Below are 24,047 nucleotides of genomic sequence, written 5' to 3' on the forward strand. Positions count from 1 at the left end.
CGGACGTTTCGTCAAAGTCTCGCTAATGAATGAATAGGTAGGCGCCGTTTAGATCACACCGCGGGCGCGCAGCGCCTGTATGTCATCATCGTGATAGCCCAGCTCATGCAGAACCTCGACCGTGTGCTGACCGAGCGTTGGCGCCGGCAAGCGGTAGCTCAGTTGATCCCCTGAAAAGTGAACCGGGTATGCGAGCGATTTGACTTTGCCCGCGGTGGGATGATCCAATTCGACAATATCGCCGCGCGCCAGGATGTGCGGGTCGTTGAGTGCTTGCGGCACGCTGTAGATTGGCCCGCAGGGAATGCCCGCGGCGTCGAATTCAGCCAGCCACTCCGCAGCATCCCGCGTCAAGAAAATCGGCTCGAGCTGTGCGATCAACGCGGGGCGGTTGACGTTGCGCAGCGGGTTGGTGGCAAACCGCGGGTCAATCATCAGAGACTCCTCAGCGCCGATAATTTTGCACATCTTCTGCCAGAGCCGCTCGCTGCCTACGGCGATGATGAACCAGGTGTCGTGCGCCTTGAACGGCTGATAGGGTGTGATCGTCGCATGTTGATTGCCCAGGCGCGGGGCTTCTTGCCCGGTAGCAAAGTACGCGCCCGCCACATGACTGAGCCAGGTCAACTGCGAGTCGAGCAGAGAGACATCGAGCGCCTGGCCTTTTCCCGTCTGGAAACGGCTGATGATCGCGGCCAGGATTCCCGTGAACGCATAGATGCCGCCGGTCAGGTCAGCGATGGGGACGCCGTAGCGCACCGGCGCGCCCTCTGGCTCGCCCGTAATGGACATAATTCCGCACATCCCCTGCACGATGATATCGTAGCCAGTGCGCTCCGCATAGGGGCCGGTGCGGCCAAAGCCTGTCAGTGACACATGGATGAGCCGTGGGTTGACCTGAAGGCAGCTCTCTGGGTCGAGCCGGCGTTTGGTCAAAGAGTCAAGGCGTGGAAAGTTGTTGAGGAAGATGTCAGCGCCGTACACCAGTTTGCGCAGGATTTCGCTACCTTCTTCAGTGTCGAGTTTGAGCGCCATGCCGCGCTTGTTGCGGTTCGTACTCAGAAAATAGGCGCTCTCATCCCCGACATAGGGCGGCGCCCAACCGCGGGTCATGTCGCCTTTGCCCAATTCCTCGATCTTGATTACTTCCGCGCCCATGTCCCCCAGGTACATGCTGCAGATGGGGCCGGCCAACGCCTGTGTCGCATCAATGACCTTCATGCCGGTCAAGATAGGCTGGTTGCGTGCGTTCGTCACGTCGTTGTGTTCCTTTCGTATGGGAGGTCCGCAGCCTGGCTAATCTGAGGCGCGCCGTAAGCGGCGCTGCTCGTCGCGCGCGCGCCGGCCATCGGACAGCGAGCGCGCGGGGCCGCCGCGCAACACATTGATGATCTCGGCCATGATGCAGACGGCAATTTCTGCCGGCGTGCGTGCGCCGATGTCCAGGCCAATGGGTGCATAGATGCGATCGAACTTCTCTGACGGGATGCCTTGCTCGTGGCTGAGGAGCTGGAACACCGCGTCCACCCTGCGCTGCGATCCAATCATGCCGATGTAGGCCAACGGCGCGTCCAGCACTTCGAGCAGGCAGTCAATGTCGTACTGATGGCCGCGCGTGACCAGGACGATGTAGGAATCCTTGTCCAGGCGGCCGTCAGCCACCATCGCATGCACGGTTTCCCGCAGCGGCGCGGCCAGAACCACATCGGCCTGTGCAAAACGCTGGCGGTTGGCAAACTGCGGCCGGTCGTCCAAGACGGTGACCGTGAATCCGCACAGACTGCCCAGGCTTGCCAGCGGCACCGCGATGTGCCCAGCGCCCACGATCGCCAGGTGCGGCGGCTGGCGCTGCACCTCCACGAAGACACGCAGCGTCGCGCCCATCTCCTGGCTGTAATCCAGGGTGCGGTGCTGCTTGCCGCTCAGCGTCGCGACGGCATCCGCCAGGATGCGCGCGTCAAGCTCGCCCAGGCCCAGATCGCCCAGCGCGGGCTGATCGCGCCAGACCAATGCCCGGCGGCCCTGGCTGGCCTGGAAGGGCCCGGACGCAGAAATGACCGTGACAAGGGCCACGCCGCGTTTGTCATCGAGCGATGAAAGCAGCGCGGAGAGGATGGGATCGGTCATTGGCCCCAACGCTCGACATAGACGTTCATGATGCCGCCGCAGACGCCCAGGCTTTGCATGGAAATGTCTTCGGTCAGGTCCACACGTACGTTCTGCGGCTCCCCTGTCTGGATGACATCCAGCGCTGCGCGGATGACATCCGCTTCACCGCAGCCGCCGCCAATGGTGCCGATGTGTTGGCCGAGGGGATGAATGATCATCTTGGCGCCCACCTCGCGCGGCACCGAACCCCGCACTTCGGTGATCGTGGCAAGGGCCACCGTTTCACCCTGGTCAAGCAAGTCGCTTAGTCTGTGATAAATCGTGTCCATTGCTCTCCCTTGCGCCGACCTCTCGTTGATAATCCATCGGGGTGTCCATATCGCTCAAAATAGTGGGGCTGTCCACCGTCACATGCTCGATCTGGCCCGCCAGCGATTGCCAGAGCGAACGCAGGCTCTCTTGCCAACTCAAGGCCAAGACCGCTGGCCATACTGCGCGCGGCAGGCAGATGGGATGCCCCCGGCGCATCTGGTAGCTGGGAATGATGATACGCTCCGCTGGACCTTGACGCCAGGCCGCCACAACCGCTTCAATGGTGGACGCCTGCATGCGCGGCTGATCGCCTACTGCAATCAGCGCAGCGTCCACCGCCGGCCCCAGGCCACGCAACCCAACCTGGATGGAAGAAATCATGTCGCCGGCCGCGTAATCGGGATTGAAGACGAAGCGCACGGGGTAGGCGCGCAGGGCAGCCGCCAATGCCTCATGCGCATGCCCGGTGACCACCAGCACCTCGTCCACTGACGTAGCAAGCAAGGTCGTCGCCACCTGCTCAATCACCGTGTGCTCACCCCACGGCAGCAGCGGTTTGAACCGTCCCATGCGCGTGGAACGCCCGGCCGCCAGCACTATCCCGGCAATCATGGTTGCCTCGCAGCATTACCCGGGCCCGAGGCTGAAGCCCTCCGGCTTCGACGTACAAGCCCCTTCGGGTCTGCAAACTCGGCCTGGCTCTGGTTTGCAGGGTCTTTTATCTTACATGTGCATGGTCGAACGAACCACAATACCCCAGAATGGTCTTTCATCATGGGCCAATGATAACACAACGCGCACCCTGCTGCCAAGTTCACCCCGCGTCAGCCTGCATGGGCCAGCGCACAGCCACGCGGCCAACTCGTTCCTGATCTCCAATCTCCGGTCTCTGGTCTTCATACTCCGGTCTCTGGTCTTCATACTCCGGTCTCTGGTCTCCAATCTTTGATCTCCGGTTTCCAACCTCCACTCTCCTCCTCGCGGCTTGACAAATTTTCTGCCGCGTGAGATAACACAACCAAGACAGTTCATTCCGTCGCTCGCTGATCGTTAGGTTGTCTTAGGCAGGTGAATATGACAGACTTGCAGCCGATTCGAGTTCTTATTCTGACCGCGGATGCAGGCGCAGGGCATCGCAGCGCCGCGAATGCGCTAGATGGGGCGCTGCACGCCCGTTATGGCGATCGTGTCATTACCGCGATTGTCAATCCGCTGCACGAGCCTCATGCGCCCATTGCTTTCCGCGTGGCTGAGGAAAACTATCTGAACCAGGTGCAAGCCACGCCCACCCTCTACCAGTTACAGCACGAGGCGACCGATTCGCCGCTGTCGGCTGCGCTGTTTGGCCTGTCCGCGCGTCTGCTGCTGGCGCGCACCATGACGCGGCTCCTGGTGCGTTGGCAGCCCGATGTAGTCGTCTCGGTCTACATGCTCTACAGCGAGGCTGTGGCTGCAGCCAGCGCGCGCCTGGGCCGTAAGGTTCCGCACATCACCGTCATCACCGATCTCGGTTCCACCGTGCACTCGGTGTGGTTTTCGCCGCACGATGCATTTTGCGTGGCATCGTCAGAGGTGGTGCGGCGCAAAGCGATTACGTGCGGCATGGACGAAGCGCATGTGGTGGTCGCCGGCATCCCGGTGGATCGGCGCTTTGGCCAACCTGCGGCCCCGGTCAGCGAATTGCGCGCCCAGTTGGGCTGGGAGGCTGATCGGCCCGTCATTCTGTTGATGAGCGGCGGCGCCGGCATCGGTCATGTGGCGGACCTGGCGGCCGCGATTGATGCGGCTGGCCTGCCCGCGCAGTTGGCCGTGGTGGCTGGCCGCAACGAGGAGCTAGAAGCGCACCTGCGCGCCACCCCCTGGCGTAACCCAACGTACATCTACGGCTTCACGCGTGAGGTGCCCACGTTGATGCACGCCTCGAACATCGTCTTGACCAAGGCCGGCGGCCTATCCGTCAGCGAGGCGCTGGCCGCGGGCCTGCCGATCATTCTGCACAGTGCGATTCAGGGCCAGGAAACCGGCAACGTCGAGCACGTGGTGGAGCACGGCGCTGGGGTGTGGGCGCCGACGTCAACCGAGGTTGTGCGCACGCTCAAGCGGTGGTTGGTGCAAGACCCGCAGGAGTGGCGGCGCTACACCGACGCGGCGCGTGCATTGGGTCGTGGTCAGGCGGCTGACGATGTGGCTGGCCTGGCGTATGAAGTGGGCTACCGTGCGCAAAGGGAAACACAGCCGGCCGCGCCGCGCCGCCGGCTGGCTGTTCAAATTCGCCCGCTGCGCGCGTGGGCAAAGCGCTATGCGCGGCGTATCCTACGGCCCTAGCTGCGCCGCCAATTGGCTGAGCGGTGTGCGTGAGCTCATGTCAAGGCTCAACGGCGTCACCGACACCACGTGATCCACCGCGAACGCGTAGATGTCGGAGTCTGGCTCCAGGCGCGACCGATCAATGATGATCTGATAAGGCAGGCGCACCGCGTCTTCGAAACGCAGGCGATCGCTCGGAATCGTCTGGTAATAAGGCAGGCGTGATTGCCGTGTCAGTCGCCACGGTGTCTGCGGCGTTGCGGCTGCGGGAATGTCCATCTTGAGCACATCCACATCGGGCGGGAAGGGCTGCGCCAGCGCCAGGCGCGTCAGCCAGCGCGTAAAGTGCACCGCGACGCGCCAATCCACATCGTAGCCGAGACGGGCATGATACGCGGGATCGGTCTCGAGTGAGATGGCGAGCGCGGGCACGCCCATGTCCGCGGCCTGCAAGGCGGCGCCCACGGTGCCGGAAACCATCACGCTGGTGCCCAGGTTTTCGCCATAGTTGATGCCGGAGATGACCAGGTCAGGGCGCTGCGGGCGACAGACTTCGTGCAGGCCGTAGAGGACCGCTTGCGCGGGTGAACCGGGCACCGAGTAGGCCGGCACATGATCGCCGTTCAGACGCAGTTCTTCGACAAAAATAGCGCCGCTCATACTGCCAGGCAGGCTGCGCCCCATCGCGCTCTGCTGTTCCTTCGGCGCCACCACCACCAGATCAGCCAAATCGTGCACGGCCTCAATGGCTGCCATCAGCCCGGGCGAATGAATTCCATCATCGTTAGTCAGCAAAATCAATGGCCGCGTCAACGTGATGCCTCCGAACCCAGGTTTGCGTCCGCTGACACTTCAAGGAGTTGCTCATGACCTGTGCTCGGTGTTCGGAGCCATATCTCCGCCGTCGGGAATTCTTCTACCTGCCTGATCAGGATCGGGATTCGGCCATAGGCCTCTCGAATCCTCAGATAGAGTAGTCGTCGGTCTGGATCATGATCTGCCACCCGCCGTTCGTGGATAGCAACCCATTCCTTGGGAAACTTCCGCCACAAATCAGGGTGCATTGACTCGTAGGCGCTGATTTCACGATCGAGCTTGGCTCGCTGCTGTTCGCGCAGATAGTGCGTCACGGCATCATTGACGATGTCACTCAGGCTACGACCCTCCTGCCGCGCATCGTCTTCGAGGCTGACCAGAAGCTCTGGTCGTAATCTAATCGCTTCCATATTGGTTCACTTTCACGATCAACGCCTATCCAGCGTTGCACTCAATGGATGCGTTATTTTAGCATGAGGTTAGCCGGCGGGCAAAGGAACGGAACGCGCAGACTTCCGAAGTCTGCAGGACTTCGGAAGTCTGGTTTGACGCGCGAGCCGCTTAGCGGCCGTTCTTGGCGGGGCGCCGCGTGTCAATATCGTCTGGATACATCAGCGCGTCGCGGCCGCGTTCGCCTGTCCGGATGCGCACTACATCATCCACCGGGTAGATGAAGATCAGGCCATCGCCCTCTTTACCGGTGCGGGCGGCGCCGATGATGGTTTCGATCGTCCGCTCCACGTTATGATCGCTCAACACGATGTTGACCTGCACCTTTGGCAGTAAGTCCATGTGGTAGGTGGTGCCGCGCCAGGAGAGTTCGATCCCACCCTGGCGACCGTGTCCGCGCACCTCAATCACGTTCATGCCCATGATGCCGACGGCGCGCAATGCGTCCATCACATCGTTCAATGCTTCCTCACGAATGATCGCTTCGATTTTCTTCGTCATCAGTCTGTCCTTTTCTCTCTGCCTGCATTTGTACCATCATTTGATGAAACAATCGGCGAACGGTGCGACGGCAATTACTTCGCGGCTGCGGCCCCAGGGCGAATGGCCGGCCGCGGGGTGCGGAAGTTGCCGCCAGGCATCACGACATCCACGTTGGTGTAACCGGGCACGCCCATCTCCGGCACGTCCAGGCCGTGCACCTCATGCGCCGGGTCGCTGCGCAGCAGCTTGAGCGCATTCAACACCTTGAAGAAGACGTAGGAGAGGCCGCCCACCACGACGACCACCGAGATTGCCTCCAGGAACTGCGCCGCCAGTTGACTGGAGCCGCCAAACAGGATGCCGCGCACAGGGCCAGCCACGCCGTTCCAGCCGTCAGTCACGGGGTTGCCGTTGGCGAAGATGCCAACCGCCAGCACGCCCCAGAGGCCGTTGGCAAAGTGCACCGGCACCGCGCCCACGGGGTCGTCAATCTGCAGTCGTTCCAGGGCGAAGGTCACAATGCAGACCACGACGCCTGCAATCAAGCCAATGACCACGGCCGAGAGCGAATCCACGAACGCGCAGGGCGCGGTGATGGCGACCAGGCCGGCCAGGATGCCGTTGACCGACAGACCAGGATCTGGTTTCTTGCTCGGCCCCACGAGCCACATGTAGGCCATGGCGGCGACGCCGCCCGCCGCGCCCGCCAGCAGCGTGTTGATGGCCGCGTTGACCGCCAGCACACGCCCGGCGCCCATGAAGGCCAGCGACGAGCCGGGGTTGAAGCCAAACCAACCGAAGAAGAGAATGATGGTGCCGAGGATACCCATCGGAATGTCGTGACCAGGCATGGCGTTGGCGCTGCCGTCTTTGTTGAAGCGGCCGATACGCGGGCCGATGACGATGGCGCCCACCAGAGCCAGCGTGCCGCCGATCATGTGGACAACGCCAGAGCCAGCAAAGTCCACCGCGCCGTTGCCCAACCCGGCAAAGCGCCCCAGGTTCTGCAGCCAACCGCCGCCCCACACCCAACCGCCGACCAGGGGGTAGATGAACATGCTGACCCAGAGGCCCATGAGGACGAAGCCGCTAAACTTCAGGCGTTCGGCCATCGAGCCGGTAGGGATCGTGGCCGCCGTGTCCATGAAGACCATTTGAAAGAGGAAGAAGGAGAGCACGGCTACGTTAGAGCCAACGCCCATCAGCATGAAGCCGCTGCCGCCCAGCAGACCCACCTGGCCGAAGCGCAGGAGCGGCGTGCCCAGCAGACCCGCCAGGTCGCCCAGGGTGGTGGGCGAATGGGCCCAGGCTGCGGCCGCGCCCACGGCCGGGTAGGTGAAGTTGACCGCGCCAAACTGGAAGGCAAAGCCGGTCAGCCAGTAGCCCAGGGCGCCGATGCAGAACACCATCATGTTCATCATCATCGTGTGCGCCACATTCTTGGAACGGGTGAAACCGGTTTCCACGAGGGCAAAGCCGGCCTGCATGAAGAAAACCAGGAAGCCGGCGATGAGCATCCACATCACATTGAGACCTACGCCGGGATCATTCAGCGGGTCAATCCCATCGGCGGCAAAGACGCGGGGCGCCAGCAGGCTGAAAACCGCCAGCGTGGCCACGAGCGCGGACACGCGCACACCAAAACGGAACAGTTTCTCTTTCATCACAAAAAATCCTCCCTGCGAATTGAGTACGTGTTCACGCACAACGCAGGGAGGTTATCACAACCGGCAGCCGACTTTCCACGTTCAGGCTATACAAAAGCCATTTTCGGCCATTTGTGCACTCACAACAGAACTATCCAAACCGCCGCCCCATCCTTTGTGCACTCTGCCCGAAATCTCCGGTCTCCGGTCTCTGATCTCCGGTCTCTGATCTCCGGTCTCCGGTCTCCAACCTCTCCTACAATCCCGGCACGACACGCGCCAATCGTTCCACCGCACGTTCCAGGTCGCTCATCGCCGTGGCGATGCTGAAGCGTACATGCCCTTCGCCCGCAGCGCCAAACTCGATGCCAGGGGTGCATGCAATGTCGGCCTTCTCCAGCAGCGCATCGGCCACCTGCACGCTGTTCAGGGTCGAGTGCGGGAAGCTGGGGAACAGATAGAACGCGCCTTCGATGGGCGCGCAGGCGATGCCTGGAATTTCCGCCAGCGCATCCAGCATGAAGCGCCGGCGCGCGGCATAGGAAGCCACCATCTCCTGGATGCAGTCCTGCGGTCCGTTGAGCGCGGCAATGCCTGCGGCCATGCTAAACGAGGCCGCGGAGGTGACGCTGTGCGTCTGCAATTTCATCGCCAGCTTGACGATCGGCTGCGGCGCGGCCAGCCAGCCCAGGCGCCAACCGGTCATGGCATACGCCTTGCTGAAGCCGTTGATCGTGATTGTGCGCTCGGCCATGCCTGGCTCGGCGGCCAGGGAATAGTGCACCGCGCCATCGAACAAGAGATATTCATAGATCTCATCGCTGATGACGTAGAGATCGGCTGCGTTCGCGACCTTGACGATCGCATCCACCTCGCCGCGTGTCAGCACGCGGCCGGTGGGGTTGCTCGGGCTGTTGACCATGATGGCTTTGGTCTTGGGCGACAGATGCTGGCGCAGAATCTCTTCCGTCACCAGGAAGTTCTGATCGTTGGGCAGGCTGACGTGCACGGGGACCGCGCCATTCAGGCTCACGATCGGGTCGTAGCTGACCCAGGCCGGTTCCAGGATCATGACCTCATCGCCGGGATTGACCAGCGCGGCGATGGCGAGGTAGAGCGCCCATTTGCCGCCGGGGGTGACGATGACCTGGCTGGGGCTGACCTTGACGCCGTTTTCACGTTCCAGCTTCGCGGCGACAGCCTCCAGCAGTTTGGGCTTGCCCTGCGCGGGTGGGTAGTTGGTGTCGCCGGCGTTCATAGCCTTGATCGCGGCGTCAATGATGTGCTGCGGCGTCTTGAAGTCCGGGTCGCCGCCGGCCAGGGCAATGACATCGCGGCCCTGCGCCTTGAGCGCGCGCGCTTTGTCGGAAATGGCGACCGTGGCCGAAGGGGGAATGCCGCGCAGCAGGTGAGACAGGTTATTCATGTGTTTCTCCGTTATTCATAGGCATCGCGCGTAGCTTCTGAGTGATGGGTGATAAGGGAATGGCAATAGGCCTGCTTACCACGGCGGCTATGTTGCCTCGCAAACGGTGGAGCCGCCGCCAGGCACACAGTTCATCACAGAAGCCTATTGTAGACGACGCGTGGTGAACCCGCAAAGCGCCGAGAGCCGCATCAGCGAACACAGAATTCGCCAATTAACTCATTCTTAACAAAATCACCATACGCACTTCACCAACCGCAGCTACATTGGGCGTATCATGAGTTCATGTCCTGCCAGGCCGTCCGGCGCCCCCGCAGCCAGGAACGAAAGGCAGGCATCACTCAGAACATGACGACAATGTACACTGTGGAGGTAAACCGATGCGATCTCAGACGAACCGCAAAGCGATCATCATTTCTGCCTTGCTGACAGCCTTTGTCCTCACCCTGGCTGGCGGCGGGCTGCTGCTGTCCAACCGGCTGGCCGCCGGCAACACTGGCCCGGCGCAGGAGCAGTCTCCTGTGACCACGGGAGCGGCTGCCGATGCCGCGCTCCCACCGGGAGCGGAGGCCGCGGCTCTTGCCGTGCAGCCGGCCGACACCGATACCGTGACCGCCGCCTACGAAGCGCAGCTGCAGGCGGCCAACCAGGCGCTGCAAGAGGCCTACGCGCAGATCAACGCGCTGCAAGCCAGCCAAAATCAGCTCATCTCCGGCGCCGCAGCTCGATTCGAGCACGAGGGAGGGCACGACCATGACTAATTCAACAACACCAACCAAACGGCGATCGCCAGGCGCCAGCCTGACCTGGAAGAGTGGGGTATTGGCCTTCAGCCTGGCCGCGGTCATCGGCGGCAGTGCGCTGATTGCGCGCCTGGATCCGCCAACGCAGGTGGCTCAGGCTGTGCAAGCCCAGCCCACGGCCGCGGTGGTTCAGCCTAGCACACAAACCGGGCAGACACAGCGCAGCCGCACGACGCGACTGTCGCCGCTGCCAACCAAGCCCGTGTTTCTGCAACCGATCACCCGAACCCGGCGATCGTGAGCGTCCCATGTTGAGACAGATTCAGTTTCGGGCGATGAACACCGATGTCGGAATCTGGCTGTGGCACGCGGCTCGCCAGGCTGAGGCGTGGCTGCAGGACGCGGCTCAGCGCTTCGCTGCGATCGAGGCTGAGCTGAGTCGCTTTCGGCCTGACTCTGGCTTGAGCCGCTTGAACGCGGCAGCCGGGGCCGGGCCCCAGCCAGTGTCGCCGCTGCTGTGGACGGTGCTGAGCGCGGCGCTGGATGCGGCGCGCCGCAGTCAGGGCCTGTTCGATCCCACGCTGCTGCGCCCCCTGCAGCGCGCGGGCTATGATCGCAGCTTCGAGCAGCTGCCGCCGAATTTCCCCGGCGTTCCCGCGCTTAACACGCTGGAGTGGGGCTACCAACGGATTGACATGAATCCGGCGGCCATGACGGTGAGCTTGTCCGCAGGCCTGGGCCTTGACCTGGGCGGCATTGGCAAAGGTTGGGCGGTGGATCATGTGGCGCAGGCGTTGGCAGTGCACGGCCCGGTGCTGGTTGACGCCGGCGGCGACATTCGAGTCATCGGCGTTGCGCAGGGCGAACCCTGGCCCATTGCCGTGCAGGATCCGTTCAACGAACAAAACGACCTGCTGACCCTCGCGCTGACCAGCGGCGCCGTGGCTACCAGCAGCATCGGCGGCCGCCGCTGGACGCGCAACGGTCAGGCCATGCACCATCTGCTTGACCCGCGCACTGGTCAGCCGAGCGCCAGCGATCTGCACACCGTGACCGTGCTTGCGCCCACGGCTGCCGCGGCTGACGTGGCAGCCAAGGTCACGCTGATCCTGGGCAGCCAGCGCGGCCGCGGCTACCTGACCAGCCGCGGTCTGCGCGGGCTGCTCTGCCGGCGCGATGGTCAACAACAAACAGTCGGCCGCCTGCCGCTTAGTCACCTGCTGGCCCGGCCAATCGAAATACAGGAGGAGTACGTATCATGAGCGAACCAGTGAAGCGCCAGCCGGCGCCTCCATCTGCGTCATCCCAGTTCGACCGCGCGGCCGCGCCTGCGTCGCGCCAAAAGCCGCCAAATCCTATTCCCGACGACTATGAGACCTTCTGGGGCGCAATCTTTGGAGCGCTGGTTGGCTTGGGCCTGGCGCTTGCCGGCCTGGCCATCGGCCTCGGCGTCACCGGATGGACCGGCGACACCAAGTCTTACTGGTATCTAAGTCGCGCTTCTGGCTTCGTGGCCTACCTCCTGTTGTGGGGTTCGGTGGCATGGGGTTTGCTGCTGAGTTCCAAAATCGGCAAGGGCTGGCTGCGGCCTCCCGCGCTGCTCGATGCGCATCAATTCCTGAGCAACGTCGCGGTCGGTTTCACCCTCTTCCACGGCTTGATCCTGATGGGAGATCATTATCTGAGCTTCCCACTGCAGGCGGTTCTGCTGCCTTTCGCGGGCGACTACAAGCCGGCGCTGGTCGCGGCCGGCCAACTGGGTCTGTGGCTCTCTGTGCTGTTGGTTGGCAGTTTTTACCTGCGCAAGCGACTGGGTCAGGCGCTGTGGCGGACGATACACTACAGCAGTTTCCTTGCGTATTGGGCAGTGCTCCTGCATTCGGTTCTGATCGGCAGCGATTCGAAGCTGCTCGGGGTGCAGATGCTTTACCTGGCGACAGGCAGCGTGGTGTTGTTCCTGACACTCTACCGCATACTGGCCCGCGATGGTCAGCCGCGCAAGGCGTCGGTGCTGGGATAGGAATCCAGGACATGAATGGGCGCTGGGGATCAGGCAAACAGGGGCCAGACCAGGTTGACTGGTCTGGCCCCTCTGGAAGTCGGGGCGATACTGTGTTGGCGCCCCTTCAGGCCGGCAACTCGGGCATGGGATACGCAATGACCTTGTTGATGGCGTCTGCCAAAACGGGATCTACTTCGATGGCAGCCGTCGTGGTCGCATCGGCCGGATAACCTTTTTGCTCCAGCGCGCGCACCGCGGCGACAATTTGGTCCGCGGCAAGCTCCGGGGCAAGGGAACCGGTGTTGATAATCAAGCCAAACTGAGATTCGTCATCCCAGCGCTGGCCGTAAAACATTTGCACGAACTTGCTGTGCACGGTGTCGTCTTCTCGCACCCGCTCTTCCGCCGTTTGCACATCGGGCAGACCCTCGCGGGCCATGATGCGCTGCACGCGGATCGAGAAGGGGGCTTCCAAGCGGACGTTCAACACGTCCGCATAGTCGTGCAGAACCGCGAAGCCGCCCCGGCCCAGAATCACGACGTTGCCGCGCTTGGCCACGGCCCCGATGATCTCGTTCAACATCGAAACCATCAGCAGGTTGTCGTAATTGATGAGGTCCAGGATTCCCGGCGCTGAAGTGTACAGATCGTCGAATTTGGTCAGCCCATACTGCCGGAACACCCCGTCAACCATGCGCTTGTCCACGAAATCGTAGCCGAGACGCTTTGCGACCCGTTGACCGATGTCAAGGCCGCCGCTGCCAAACTCCCTGGAAATTGTTATGACCGCCATGGTTTACGCCTCCTTGTTGTCGCCGAGATCACGCGGCCTCGGATCCCACGGCGTACTTCATGATCGCTTCTTCACTGGCTTCGGCTCGAGACAGCTCCTTCACGATGGTCCCCTGCCGCATGACCATGATGCGATCGCTCATGCCCAGGACTTCGGGCAGCTCGGATGAGATCATGATGACCCCCACGCCCTTCTTGGTCAGATCATCCATGATTTGGTAGATCTCTGATTTACTGCCCACATCAATGCCGCGGGTCGGTTCATCCATGATGAAGATGCGCGTGCCGATGCTGAGCCAACGGGCCAGCACAACTTTCTGCTGATTGCCGCCGCTCATGTTGACCACAATGAAGTTCGGTCCCGGCGTCTTGATACTCAGATCCTGGATCATCTTCTTCACCAGGTTGAGTTCGCGGGGCAGTTGGATCACGCCCCATCGGCACAGCTGCTTCAAGCCCGAGATGGTCGTGTTGAACGCGACGTTCAGTTTGAGGAAGAGGCCTTGGGCCTTGCGGTCCTCGGTCACCAGGGCCACGCCATGCCGGATGGCATCCTGCGGGGAGGATGCCCTATACGGCTGCCCGGAAATGCGCATCTCGCCGGTGTACGGATCGGCGCCAAAGATGGCGCGGGCCAGCTCGGTGCGTCCGGAGCCGGTGATGCCGGCAAAACCGACAATTTCGCCGGCGTGCAATTCGAAGGAAATGTCGTGCACCAGCTTGGTCCGGGAGACGTTTTTGACCTCCAACAAGACTTCGCCGAGGACCGGGGCGCGCTTGGGGTAGACATCCTTCAGGTCGCGCCCGATCATGAGCTTGACCAAATCGTCCATCGTTACTTCAGAGACGTTGCGGGTATCTATATAGCGCCCGTCTTTGAGCACCGTCACCTGGTCTGCCAGCTCAAAAATCTCTTTCAGGCGGTGGGAGATGTAGACGATCCCGATGCCCTGGGCCTGCAGCGAGCGCACCACCTGGAACAGCTTTTCCAGGTCTTTCTCGCCCAACACGGCCGACGGCTCATCCATGATGAGGATGCGCGTCTTGCGATTCAGAGACTTGGCGATCTCGACCAACTGCTGCTCGGCCACCGCCAGGGTCGAAACCACGGTCTCAACGGAGAGCTCGACGCCCAGGGTGTCGAGAATTTCCCGAGAGCGCTTCTTGACCTGCGCCCAATCCACTGAGAGCCCCTTCCTGGGCAGATGGCCCAGAAAGATATTCTCGGCGACGGTCAGATCGCGCGCCAGGTTGAACTCCTGATAGATCGTCGAGATGCCCAAGGCCTGGGCATCCTGCGGCCCGCGGATGTCAACCGGTTTCCCCTCGAAGAAGATCTCGCCCTCGTCCTTGGTGTAAGCGCCGGACAGGATCTTGATCAAGGTTGACTTGCCGGCCCCGTTCTCACCCAGCAGCGCATGAACCTGACCTTCCCGGATGGTGAGACTCACGCCTTCCAACGCTTTGACGCCGGGGAAGGTTTTGCCAATGCCCTTCATTTCCAGCAGGATCTTACCTGGGGATTCACTCATGGCGACCTCCTGTCTGGCTACTTGCCCCGGTGGGAGAGGTAGTCAACGGACACCGCCGCGATCACCAGGATGCCGGTGATGAGAGTTTGGTAGATCGAGGGGATGCCCATCAGTTGCAGACCGTTGCGGAACACGCCCACGATCAGGGCGCCGATCAGGGTGCCCATGATGTGGCCGCGGCCGCCCAGGAGGCTGACGCCGCCGATCACGACGGCGGTGATGCTGTTCAGGTTAGCGTCCGCGCCGGCGTTTGGGTCGCCCACGCCCGTGCGGGACATGAGGAGCAGACCGGCGATGCCGTAGGTGACGGCGGCAATCGTGTAGACGCCTAGCAGCACGCGGTTGGTATTGATGCCGGCCAGGCGGGCCGCTTCGGGGTTATCGCCGACCGCGTAGACGGAGCGGCCCACGGGTGTCGAGCGCAAGATGTACCAGGCAATAATGAACAAAATGATCATCACCACTGAGCCGTAGCTGACCTCCGTGCCGCCCACGTTGAAGGTTCGGCCGAGGAACAACAGGATGTCGGGAAGCGAGGTAACCGTGGACGTCGTGTAGATGCGGACCAGGGCGAAGACGATGTTGTAGGTGCCCAGGGTAACGATGAAGGCGGGCAGCCCGATGCCCGTGACCAGGCCGCCGTTGATCAGGCCGAACACGATACAGACGGCCATGCCGATGAGGATGGCCAGGATCGGGTTGACGCCGGATCGGACCGCGAGGCCGGTGGTGAGGATCGAGGATAGCGCCATGATCATGCCGTTGGAGAGGTCAATGCCGCCGGTCAGGATCACCAGCGTCTGCCCAATGGCGAGGGTGCCGACGACCATCACCTGCTGCATGATTAAGGAGAAGTTGGCGCCCGTTAAGAACTTATCGGACTGGGTAGTAAAGAAGATGGCGGCCAGGATGAGCGCGACAAGAGGCCCCATAATGGGCGACCCCTGCATAACGCTCAAGAAGCCAGACCGCCGCTTGGTAACTTTGCTGACGACTGCACTCATGGTGATCCTCCTCCAAAAGAGCGGCGGCAGGTTTCCCCGCCGCCGCTGATCTAGTTCAGGTTATTTCTCGCCCCAGCAGTTTGCTGCGCCGAACGCGGAGTCCTTGCTGTCAACGCCCGCCTGCGGCTGGTCGGTGATCAGCGTGACACCAGTGTCTGTGTAGCCGGTCGGCTTCTCGCCGGTCTTGGCATACTTGACCAACGCTTCCACGCCCATCGAGGCCATCTTCAGCGGGTACTGCTGCGAAGTGGCGGCAAACTTGCCATCCTTGATTCCCTGGACGCCCGGGTTGCAGCCGCCGTCAACGGAGACGATGGTGATGCTCTTTTCCTTGCCCGCGGCCTTGATGGCCTGGTATGCGCCAGCCGCAGCCGGTTCGTTGATCGTGTAGACTAGGTTGATGTCAGGGTTCTTGCTCAGGCAGTTTTCCATGGCGGTCTGGCCTTCGGCCTGGTCGCCGTGCGTGTCCTGGCTGCAGACTACTTCCTTCGCGGTGATCAGGTCGGACGCGTTCGGGTCGGCCGTGCCCAGGCCCATACCCTGAAGGAAGCCGTTGTGGCGCTGCGCACCGACGGTGATGCCGGGCTGCAGATCGAGGGTGGCGATGACGGGCGTCTTGCCAGCGAAGGCGGCCTTGGCCCACTGGCCGATCAGGAGGCCGGCGTTGAAATTGTTGGTCGCGAACAGAGCGTCAACCGCGCTTTGCGGTTCGGTCGCGGTGTCCAGCGCAATGACAACCACGCCCTTCGCACGCGCCTTCTCGATGGTCGGCACGATGGCCTTCGTGTCACTGGGGGTGATGAGGATGCCCTTGGCCCCGGCGTTGACCATGTTCTCGAGCGCCGTCACCTGGCCTTCATTGTCGCCGTCTTTCGCGCCAGCGCCGGTCATCAACTTCACGCCCAACTCGGTGGCCTTGGCCTGCGCGCCTTCCTTCATCTTGACGAAGAAGGGGTTACTCTCGGTCTTGGTGATCAGGCCGACGATGATCTCGCCAGAGGCGCCTGGCGCCTTGGTGGCGGCCGGTGTGGCTGCGCCGCCGCAGGCGGACAGCAGCATGGCAACAACAACTAACAGGGGAATGATTCTCTTGTACGACATGGTGTTTCTTCTCCTTCAAAGTGTGAGCGTAACGGACGTGACAATCGTTGTGATCTTTGCGGCCTGTTAGATTTAGTTGGGATCACCTCCCCCTGGGTTCCAGGTGTTGCATGCGCTACGATGGTGGACCGGGCTAGTCCTCAGGCGCCGCCAGCTGGCGGTGCGCTGCACGACGCTCTTCTGACTAACTCCACCGGCAACGGCGGCGGGGTTTCCACCGACTCGCCATTGATCATTTGCATGAGCAGGCGAGCGGCGGTTTGACCAAGCTCATAGGTAGGTTGACGCACGACGGTCAGGGGTGGACTGAACAGCGGCGCCCAATCGTGATCGTCGAAACTGAGAAGTGAGATATCGTCAGGGCACCGCAGCCCAGAGGTCCTCAGTGCATACAGCGCGCCCAGCGTCAGTTGGTTCGAAGCGACGAAGACCGCTGAAGGGCGCTGCGGGAGATTTAGAAGCCGCTGCAGCGCCTCATACGCGCTGGGCAGCCCCTGGCGTTGGCTGGTCGGCTTGACCAAAGAGAGTGAACCGCTGCCGCTGGCCACAACGCCATAGAACCGTGGATCGGCCTGCACAACCAGGGCGTGGTCAATGGGGAGGTCGGCCTCGCGTAAGGCTTCTTCCCAGCCTCGGAGCCGTTCGATTTGTGTGCTGATGGTATCAATGCCCATCAAGCAGGCAATGCGGCGATGGCCCAGGCCAATCAGGTAGCTGATGGCTTGACGCGCGCCAGCTTGATTGTTGACTCCGACCAGCGGCGCTGCCAAGCCCGGGCTGCTGCGGTCGAGTTGCACAATCGGAACCCCAGACTCGGCCAAGGCCAGCAGCGATGCACAGCGCACGCCGGTGGGGGTAATGATCAGGCCTTCGATTTGCTGCGTGGCTAGTAAGTGTAAGTTCTCTTCTTCGCGTGCCGGGTCTTCATCGGTATTGCAGAGGATGATATTATACCGAGAACTAAGGGTTTCATCCTCGATGCCGCGCGCGGCCGCGGTAAAAAAAGGATTCCTGATTTCTGAAATGACGAGGCCGATTTTACGAGTCGAATTGGTGGCCAGACCGCGCGCAACGGCGTTCGGTCGGTAGCTCAACGCCTCGATGGCATCCAACACCTTTTGGCGGGTCTTGTCGCTGACGAAGCGTGTCTGATTGATGACGTGGGAAACCGTCGCAATAGACACCCCTGCGTGTTTGGCCACATCCTTGCTGCTAGGTCGAGCCATCGAATTCCCTGTCCCTGAGATGCCGATGTCCAGCGCGTGCTTGATGCGCAATTGCCTGCGTAAGCGCTTGCGTAAACGCTTACGCAAGTATACCACGGCTTTTCTACGTTGTCAAGATGCCCCAGCAGGCAGTTTTTACATCAGCGCTGACGCCCCTAAACGCTGCGCGATCAGGTCTTGGTATTGAGCTGAATGAACTGGATTGGGCGCCATCTCAAGGCTGTATTCGATGGCGGCCACGGCTTGATTCACCTCCTGAACCGCGCCAACGCCGACGGCTGCTGTCAGCGCAGCGCCCCACACCGCGTTTTCGAAGTTGGTGATCTTAAGCGGACAAGCAAAGAAGTCCGCAGCCATCTGCGCCCACACGCGGCTGTCGAGCAGCCCTTTGCCCGCGCCGATCATGAATCCCGCCTTGCTGCCGAGCGTGGGGGGGCGCAGCGCGACCAAATCGAGCAGGACTCCTTCCATGACCGCCCTGGCCTGGCATCCAGGGTCGCGCAGGTCGGTGCGCCCTGAGAATCCTTCCTGGCGCTGCTGGTCAAATCGAGATCTCACCTGATACACCAGCCCATCCGCGCCCACGGCCGTTTGTGCGGCTAACGCATCCATCTGGCGATAGCCAAAATCCTGGCCCTCGTGCGCGCGCAGCGCGTCACGCAGTTGGGCGTAGTTTCGTCCCCCGCCCATGCTGGCCCCGACAAACACGTAAGCCCCATTGAAGTAGCTGCGCGTGTCAACGCCAACCGCCCGCGCATAGCGCGGCGTCACCTTCGAGATTTGGGCGCCGGTGCCGATATTGATCAAGACCGGCGAATCGCCAGAAAGGAGACCGTTTCCGAGCAGCGACATTTGGTTATCGCCGCCGCCGTAGGTGACGGGGACGCCTGGTTGCAGTCCGAGTGACCGCGCGATCGCGTCCGGCAAAGCCCCAGCAATGGCCGTTGTGCTATGTACGCGCGGTAGCAGCGCAGAGGGCAAGCCAAGTTTGGCGATGACGCTTTCGTGCCACTGATTGAGCCGGGTGTTGAAAAGCCCTGTACCGCACGCATTGGTCGGGTCCGTGGCAAAATCGCATGCGCCCAGGAGTTTTCCGCGGATGAAATCGCCCGGCAAAGCCACATGCCGAATGTGGTCAAACAGGGCCGGGTCATTCTCTTTGATATGAAACAGCGTGGCTCCCAGGTAGCCGCTGGGCAGTGTAGCGATCCCCAGGTCTTCAAATTCTGGCCCTGCAAGGAGAGCCATCATCGCTTCGACCGTGGATCGGTGGCCGTATTTCGGCAGCCGCACATCGCCGCGCTTGTCTTGCCAGTTGATGATTGGTTCGATGACCTCGCCCCGGGCGTCGTACAGAACTGTGCCATGCATTTGGCTTGAGAGGCCAACGCCGCGGATGGCTTTGGCGTCAATTCCGGCCACGGCTTTGCGGATGGTAGCTGTGGTCGCCTCCCAAAGCATCGTGGATGGCTGCAGGGCAGCATTGTCATAGCTTTGCATAGCCAGGGCAACCAACCTGAAGCGGCTTAGATCCAGTACCGCGACCTTGACGCCCGACGTACCCATGTCTATGCCTAACGTGTAGTCTGCCATGGTTCTATGCCTTTCTCATTATTTTGATCTGTCTGCGTGCGTCACAGCCGACTGACTCGAAGGTGTTTGTTCTGCCACACCGTAGATTGGGCTGTCAGCTCAATGCGGGCGCCGCCTACAGGTCATCTTCGATAGGCTCGAAGCGGCGCTGAGTCAGCCGGTGCAGCCAGAGGTAGCCGATCACCGCCACGGCCGATACGATTCCGGCTGCATACCAAACCCAGTTGGGATCGTAATTGTCCAAAATCAAGCCAGCGGCGGCCGCGCCCACGGTGGACGGGATGGCGTGCGCCAGGTCATGGAAGGCCATATACCGTCCGCGCAGTTCAGCCGGCGCAAAACGGGCCGCCAGCATGGCGCCGACCGGCATCACGATCATCTCGCCGAAGGTGATGATGAGAATCGCCGCCACGAAGAGCGCGTAGCTGGCCACAAAGCCAAACAGCGTGAACCCCACCAGGTAAAGGAACGTTCCGAACGCCATCATCAGCATGGCCGGACGGCCTTTGATGCGGCGCGTCACCCAGAATTGCAGCAGCACCACGGTCAGCGCGTCCAGGCTGAGCAGCAGCCCATAGCCGCGATCGGGTACGCCATGCACGTCGCGCAGATAGACCGCCAGAGTGTTGTACATTTGCTGGTAGACGAGCAGCATCAGCATAGAGACCACGAGATAAGCAATGAAGAGCTTGTCTCTGGCTACGATGCCATAGCCCGCCAGGGTGGCCAGGATGCTCTCGCTGTTGGCGTCGTCGTTGGCGCTGGGCGCCGGTCGCGTCTCAGGAATCAAGCGGTAGACGATGAACCCGGTGATGGTGCTGGCAACGGCATCGGCCAGGAACAGCAGCAGATAGGATCGCGTCGCCAGCAGGCCGCCGATGGTCGGCCCCACGACCCAGGCCAGGTTGGCTGCCACGCGCAGGACGCCAAAGCCTTCGCTGCGCTGCTCATCCGGCAGCATGTCGGCCACCATCGCCTGATGAGCTGGGCTGGCGATGTTGCCCAGAAAGCCGACCACCACGGCCAGCGCGTAGAAGGCGGACAGATTGTCCTGCAGCCCCATGACCACACTACCTAGCGCGCTAAACAGCAGCCCGAAGAGAATGATGCTGCGCCGGCCCATGCGATCGGTCAAGGCGCCGCCCACCACGCTGCCGACGAGACCAGATACGGCGAAAAGACCGATCAGGATGCCAGCCTCGGTCATACCGACTTGAAAACGCCGCGTGACATAGAGCGTGAAGAAGGGAAAGAGAATCGTACCACCGAGACGGTCAATGATCACAGTGATGATGAGAATGCGGAACTTGAGCGGGAATTCCTGAAACGAACGGATGAGGTTTCTCAACATGAATGGATTATACCATGATATCGGTCATTAAGATGGTTGTTGCGACAAGTTCGGCTCACAGGTTGCTGCGGCGCCGCGCCCGCGCGCGGCGCGCGTCGCGGCATCGCCGTACCAGCGCACGAAGAAATCATGCAACTGCGTCGCATTGGTCACGCCTGCCAGATCCCAATCCACACCGGGCGCGGTGATGAAGAATGGGTAATCCTGCGGCCCCCCTAAACCGCCGTGCGTCGCCACGTGCTCCTCGAATCCCACCACCGAGCCGTCCGCGTACCAGTTACCGAGGAGCACCAGGTCGCCGCTGTGTGGAAAGCGCACCAGGCGGTCAATCTGCAGCAGTTCGGCCCCTGGATCGCCCAGATGCGGCAGCGTGTCTGCTAGTCGAGGGCTATCCAGACGCTGTACGCCGCGCGCGGTGATGCACACTGCGCGGCCCTGCTCGCGCCCCAACACCAGCCCAAAGCCGCGGTGAATGCGCAGCGCGCTCAGCAGATCGGGATAGAGGATGGCAATCTCACTGACGTCCATCTGCGCAGGGGTCACATTAAAGTAAACATGCGCCAGGCTGCCGGCCACGCGCACCACCACGTCGCTGCGCCGGGCCAGGTCATAGTCAATCTGCACCTCTGGATCTTGGGGCAAGCCGCGACGCAGCGCGCGGCGCAGAAGCCGGAGCAAGCGCTGACTGTACGGCGGCGCATGCGCTTCGACAGCCTGCAGCTCGCTGTGCAGTAGTTCATCCTGCATCGAAGCCCAAGGCGCCTGTCCGCCCTGCACATCCACTACAGCCTCGCCCACATGCGTGCGCACGAAGTCGCCGAGCGTTTGCTGAAAAAGTTCCTCGAAGGGCCGGCAGCGGCTCATGCCATGATCCGAGAAAATGAAGAGATCATAGGCGCGCCGGTGTCGGAACTGACGGCGGATCTGGTCAAGTTCATGGACGCACGCATCAATGCTGCGCAGGGCGCGCAGCGCTTCGGCAGACAACACGCCATGATGGTGGGCGCGATCATCGTAGCCGTAGTAGTCCGTGTAGATGGCAGGGACGCCGCGATAGATGTCTAGCGCGACGGCAAAGGTCTGAATCTCACGGAAGAGGACATTGAGCGTCACCGGCGCCAGCGGTGAAAGCAGCGTCGCCAGCGGGGACGTCAGACCGCGCCAGATGCGGCGCAGCCGCGCCGCCGGCGGCCCAGCCTTGTGTCGGCTGCGCAGCCGGGCGCGCAGGGTGCGGGCATATTCGCTCAGCGCCAGCCACAGCGCGCGCAGCGAACGGCGCGGCGTGAGTAAAAAGATCAAGAAGAAGAACGAGCCGCGCAGATTCTGGCTCAGATGCTGACGATTGAGCGAGGACAGGGTCAGGATCGAGGTGCGCGCATGGCCGTCGAAGAGGTTGAAGTAGCTGGAGCCGCCAGTCAAGATGCCGTAACGCCCGGCGCTGAGCCGATCTTGCAGGCGCTGCAAATGCGCCGGCACTTTGCAGACAACGGTATGTCCGCTCTCTTTTTCGAACCAGCGGAAGGACGGAATGTCCCAGTTATTGCCAAACAGCAATCCCGCCTGCACCGCGGGTGTGCTGCTGGGCAGGCCGCAGCGCCAGCGCTGCAGACGAAAGCCCTCACGCGTGATTAACCGGTTGAGGTGCGGCATCGCGCCACGTGCGAGCGCATCCAGCAAATAGCGATGCGCAAGCCCGTCAATCTGGATGATGAGGAAACCTCGGCGCCCATCACCGGGCATGACGCCGCCGCCCAGGCGTGAAGCGAGCGCCCCGTATTTGCGGCTGTAGTACCACGTAGCGAGCGAGGTCAGCCAATCAATCAGGCGTTGCACGAGCCAAGCCACTTGCATGATGACATTATGGGCGGAAACGCTCATTTGAGCAAAATCAGCTCCTCTCTGGCGATTGGGCCAGGCAAGGTGACTAGAAAGTGAACAAGTTTTGGCCTTGCGCTTGAGGGTGCAAGCAAGCTATACTGCATTTAACGTGCCTGATACGTGAGATAGGGAGGAACGGATGGTAGACCCTGCATATGAAAAGGATCATTCAATGCCTGAAATCGTGACCCGATTGCTGGACGCCTGGAACAGTCATGACATTGAGCAGACGGTGGGCTTGTATGGCCCCGATCATGTCGTGATTGATATTGCGGAGGCGAGGACCTTACATGGGGTGGAAGGCATTCGCCAATCGCTGAGTCGCTATTTTCAGGCGTTTCCCGATTTGAGCTTCCGGGCCGATGAGGTCCTGGTGGATGGCACGCGTGTAACCCTGGTCTGGACTGCCCACGGTACACATGGCGGCGCCATCATGCACATCCCGCCGACAGGGCGCCGCGTCACCGTGCGCGGCGTCACGCTGTTGACGATTGACGGCGATTCGGTGCGCCGCAGCGAATCGTTGTGGGATGTGGCCGGCCTGCTGCGGGCCATCGGATTACTGCCTGAGTTGAACCAGGACGCCTAGGTCGCAGCCCGCACGGCCTGAGATTTGCCGGAGGATGAGATTGATGACCCGTATGACTGAAGCCGCGCCAGCCTCAGCTGCCAGGCGCCTGCGTTTCAATCCAGAGCGTGTGGCCTACTTCGAGGCCGCCGGCTGGCGTGCGTACTATGACCGTCAGTGGCTGAAGCTGCTGCGCCTGATTGTGGCCTTGTGCCAGGAGCAATTTCGGATTCCGTTTCCCACGTCGCTGCTGGCAGCCTATTTTGTGACCAGAGCCTCTGTGGCTTGGGCGCCGGTAAACCATGACATAGGAGTCGTACAGGCTTTCTACGAGAAATTCTATCGCCTGGCGCGACGCTACTCTGGCCTGGATTTCGACCCGGCGCAGGCTGCGGCCCTCGAAACGCAGTACAATGAGGTGCATCGGCGGCTGGTTGGGCAGCCAGACAAGCGCGAGTTCATCGAGACGATGGTTCAATTGCACAGTGTGCTGTTTGGCATCACGCCCGGGCAGGCGCGTGCGTCGGCCGAGCTGCGCGTACGGGCAAACAACACGGTAGATCTGATCACCGGCCGCCTGTCCACCGACGTCGAGGGCGACTGGGCCAAGCTGGAAGAATACCTGCGCCAATGCTATCGCTCTATCGCGCAGGCGATGTAAAAAAGCACGTTTGCCAAAACGATTTGCCAATGGTAGAATAGCCTAAC

24 protein-coding genes are annotated in these 24,047 nt (G+C 61.7%); 7 read left to right on the forward strand and 17 right to left on the reverse strand.

What is annotated here, in order from left to right; genetic code table 11:
- Window positions 1–48: 48 nt before the first annotated feature.
- From ACPQ6D_RS11845 to ACPQ6D_RS11860, 4 genes are read right to left on the reverse strand one after another with little or no spacing between them, the layout of a single operon-like run.
- Complete coding sequence (locus ACPQ6D_RS11845) at window positions 49–1,257, reverse strand: CaiB/BaiF CoA transferase family protein (RefSeq protein WP_423224530.1); 1,209 nt, start codon at window positions 1,255–1,257, stop codon at window positions 49–51.
- A gap of 39 nt (window positions 1,258–1,296) precedes the next feature.
- Window positions 1,297–2,127 carry an XdhC family protein gene (locus ACPQ6D_RS11850; RefSeq protein WP_423224531.1) on the reverse strand — a complete coding sequence of 277 codons (831 nt, stop codon included), beginning with the start codon at window positions 2,125–2,127 and terminating at the stop codon, window positions 1,297–1,299.
- On the reverse strand, window positions 2,124–2,438 hold the full coding sequence (locus tag ACPQ6D_RS11855; RefSeq protein WP_423224532.1) for an XdhC family protein: 315 nt from the start codon (window positions 2,436–2,438) through the stop codon (window positions 2,124–2,126). Before ACPQ6D_RS11855 ends, ACPQ6D_RS11850 begins: the two co-directional genes overlap by 4 nt.
- Window positions 2,401–3,033 carry a nucleotidyltransferase family protein gene (locus ACPQ6D_RS11860; protein ID WP_423224533.1) on the reverse strand — a complete coding sequence of 211 codons (633 nt, stop codon included), beginning with the start codon at window positions 3,031–3,033 and terminating at the stop codon, window positions 2,401–2,403. The genes ACPQ6D_RS11855 and ACPQ6D_RS11860 overlap by 38 nt, the downstream gene beginning before the upstream one ends.
- Before the next feature lie 462 nt (window positions 3,034–3,495).
- Here ACPQ6D_RS11860 and ACPQ6D_RS11865 point away from each other — a divergent pair, with 462 nt between their 5' ends.
- Complete coding sequence (locus ACPQ6D_RS11865; protein ID WP_423224534.1) at window positions 3,496–4,746, forward strand: MGDG synthase family glycosyltransferase; 1,251 nt, start codon at window positions 3,496–3,498, stop codon at window positions 4,744–4,746.
- Here ACPQ6D_RS11865 and surE read toward each other — a convergent pair.
- The 5 genes from surE to ACPQ6D_RS11890 all read right to left on the reverse strand — a co-directional run bounded on the left by surE (window position 4,735) and on the right by ACPQ6D_RS11890 (window position 9,549).
- On the reverse strand, window positions 4,735–5,541 hold the full coding sequence (surE, locus tag ACPQ6D_RS11870; RefSeq protein WP_423224535.1) for a 5'/3'-nucleotidase SurE: 807 nt from the start codon (window positions 5,539–5,541) through the stop codon (window positions 4,735–4,737). The genes ACPQ6D_RS11865 and surE overlap by 12 nt on opposite strands.
- Entirely contained in the window at window positions 5,538–5,954 is a 417-nt protein-coding gene (locus ACPQ6D_RS11875; RefSeq protein ID WP_423224536.1) for a hypothetical protein, read from the reverse strand. Before ACPQ6D_RS11875 ends, surE begins: the two co-directional genes overlap by 4 nt.
- A gap of 151 nt (window positions 5,955–6,105) precedes the next feature.
- The gene (locus ACPQ6D_RS11880; RefSeq protein WP_423224537.1) at window positions 6,106–6,495 is read right to left on the reverse strand and encodes a P-II family nitrogen regulator; all 390 of its coding nucleotides are present in this window, start codon (window positions 6,493–6,495) and stop codon (window positions 6,106–6,108) included.
- A gap of 74 nt (window positions 6,496–6,569) precedes the next feature.
- The gene (locus tag ACPQ6D_RS11885; RefSeq protein ID WP_423224538.1) at window positions 6,570–8,141 is read right to left on the reverse strand and encodes an ammonium transporter; all 1,572 of its coding nucleotides are present in this window, start codon (window positions 8,139–8,141) and stop codon (window positions 6,570–6,572) included.
- Between the two features lie 238 nt (window positions 8,142–8,379).
- Window positions 8,380–9,549 carry a pyridoxal phosphate-dependent aminotransferase gene (locus tag ACPQ6D_RS11890; RefSeq protein WP_423224539.1) on the reverse strand — a complete coding sequence of 390 codons (1,170 nt, stop codon included), beginning with the start codon at window positions 9,547–9,549 and terminating at the stop codon, window positions 8,380–8,382.
- 380 nt (window positions 9,550–9,929) lie between these two features.
- Between ACPQ6D_RS11890 and ACPQ6D_RS11895 the strand changes: the two genes are divergently transcribed.
- From ACPQ6D_RS11895 to ACPQ6D_RS11910, 4 genes are read left to right on the forward strand one after another with little or no spacing between them, the layout of a single operon-like run.
- On the forward strand, window positions 9,930–10,310 hold the full coding sequence (locus tag ACPQ6D_RS11895) for a hypothetical protein (RefSeq protein ID WP_423224540.1): 381 nt from the start codon (window positions 9,930–9,932) through the stop codon (window positions 10,308–10,310).
- The gene (locus ACPQ6D_RS11900; protein ID WP_423224541.1) at window positions 10,303–10,593 is read left to right on the forward strand and encodes a hypothetical protein; all 291 of its coding nucleotides are present in this window, start codon (window positions 10,303–10,305) and stop codon (window positions 10,591–10,593) included. The genes ACPQ6D_RS11895 and ACPQ6D_RS11900 overlap by 8 nt, the downstream gene beginning before the upstream one ends.
- A gap of 7 nt (window positions 10,594–10,600) precedes the next feature.
- Window positions 10,601–11,554, forward strand: a complete 954-nt coding sequence (locus tag ACPQ6D_RS11905) for an FAD:protein FMN transferase (RefSeq protein ID WP_423224542.1) — start codon at window positions 10,601–10,603, stop codon at window positions 11,552–11,554.
- A complete protein-coding gene (locus ACPQ6D_RS11910; protein WP_423224543.1) occupies window positions 11,551–12,312 on the forward strand; it encodes a hypothetical protein in 762 nt (253 codons plus the stop codon). The genes ACPQ6D_RS11905 and ACPQ6D_RS11910 overlap by 4 nt, the downstream gene beginning before the upstream one ends.
- Window positions 12,313–12,418: 106 nt before the next feature.
- Here ACPQ6D_RS11910 and ACPQ6D_RS11915 read toward each other — a convergent pair whose 3' ends face one another.
- From ACPQ6D_RS11915 to ACPQ6D_RS11950, 8 genes are all read right to left on the reverse strand, one after another.
- Window positions 12,419–13,087, reverse strand: coding sequence for a cytidylate kinase-like family protein (locus ACPQ6D_RS11915; RefSeq protein WP_423224544.1), 669 nt, complete (start codon window positions 13,085–13,087; stop codon window positions 12,419–12,421).
- 28 nt (window positions 13,088–13,115) lie between these two features.
- Window positions 13,116–14,618 carry a sugar ABC transporter ATP-binding protein gene (locus tag ACPQ6D_RS11920; RefSeq protein ID WP_423224545.1) on the reverse strand — a complete coding sequence of 501 codons (1,503 nt, stop codon included), beginning with the start codon at window positions 14,616–14,618 and terminating at the stop codon, window positions 13,116–13,118.
- Between the two features lie 17 nt (window positions 14,619–14,635).
- Window positions 14,636–15,568, reverse strand: a complete 933-nt coding sequence (locus ACPQ6D_RS11925) for an ABC transporter permease (protein ID WP_423224586.1) — start codon at window positions 15,566–15,568, stop codon at window positions 14,636–14,638.
- A gap of 114 nt (window positions 15,569–15,682) precedes the next feature.
- Window positions 15,683–16,723, reverse strand: coding sequence for a sugar ABC transporter substrate-binding protein (locus ACPQ6D_RS11930; RefSeq protein WP_423224546.1), 1,041 nt, complete (start codon window positions 16,721–16,723; stop codon window positions 15,683–15,685).
- Between the two features lie 140 nt (window positions 16,724–16,863).
- Window positions 16,864–17,949 (reverse strand): LacI family DNA-binding transcriptional regulator, encoded by a 1,086-nt coding sequence (locus ACPQ6D_RS11935; RefSeq protein WP_423224547.1) that lies wholly within the window; start codon window positions 17,947–17,949, stop codon window positions 16,864–16,866.
- A gap of 135 nt (window positions 17,950–18,084) precedes the next feature.
- Entirely contained in the window at window positions 18,085–19,542 is a 1,458-nt protein-coding gene (locus ACPQ6D_RS11940) for a xylulokinase (protein WP_423224548.1), read from the reverse strand.
- 115 nt (window positions 19,543–19,657) lie between these two features.
- Window positions 19,658–20,893 (reverse strand): MDR family MFS transporter, encoded by a 1,236-nt coding sequence (locus tag ACPQ6D_RS11945; protein WP_423224549.1) that lies wholly within the window; start codon window positions 20,891–20,893, stop codon window positions 19,658–19,660.
- Window positions 20,894–20,920: 27 nt separating this feature from the next.
- Window positions 20,921–22,771 carry an alkaline phosphatase family protein gene (locus tag ACPQ6D_RS11950; RefSeq protein WP_423224550.1) on the reverse strand — a complete coding sequence of 617 codons (1,851 nt, stop codon included), beginning with the start codon at window positions 22,769–22,771 and terminating at the stop codon, window positions 20,921–20,923.
- Between the two features lie 172 nt (window positions 22,772–22,943).
- Here ACPQ6D_RS11950 and ACPQ6D_RS11955 point away from each other — a divergent pair, with 172 nt between their 5' ends.
- Window positions 22,944–23,360 carry an ester cyclase gene (locus tag ACPQ6D_RS11955; protein WP_423224551.1) on the forward strand — a complete coding sequence of 139 codons (417 nt, stop codon included), beginning with the start codon at window positions 22,944–22,946 and terminating at the stop codon, window positions 23,358–23,360.
- A 43-nt stretch (window positions 23,361–23,403) separates the two neighbouring features.
- Window positions 23,404–24,000 carry a hypothetical protein gene (locus ACPQ6D_RS11960; protein WP_423224552.1) on the forward strand — a complete coding sequence of 199 codons (597 nt, stop codon included), beginning with the start codon at window positions 23,404–23,406 and terminating at the stop codon, window positions 23,998–24,000.
- Window positions 24,001–24,047 lie beyond the last annotated feature (47 nt).

This window comes from Candidatus Amarolinea aalborgensis, from assembly GCF_900491745.1.
In the GTDB taxonomy this organism is placed as follows: Bacteria; Chloroflexota; Anaerolineae; order SSC4; family Amarolineaceae; genus Amarolinea; species Amarolinea aalborgensis.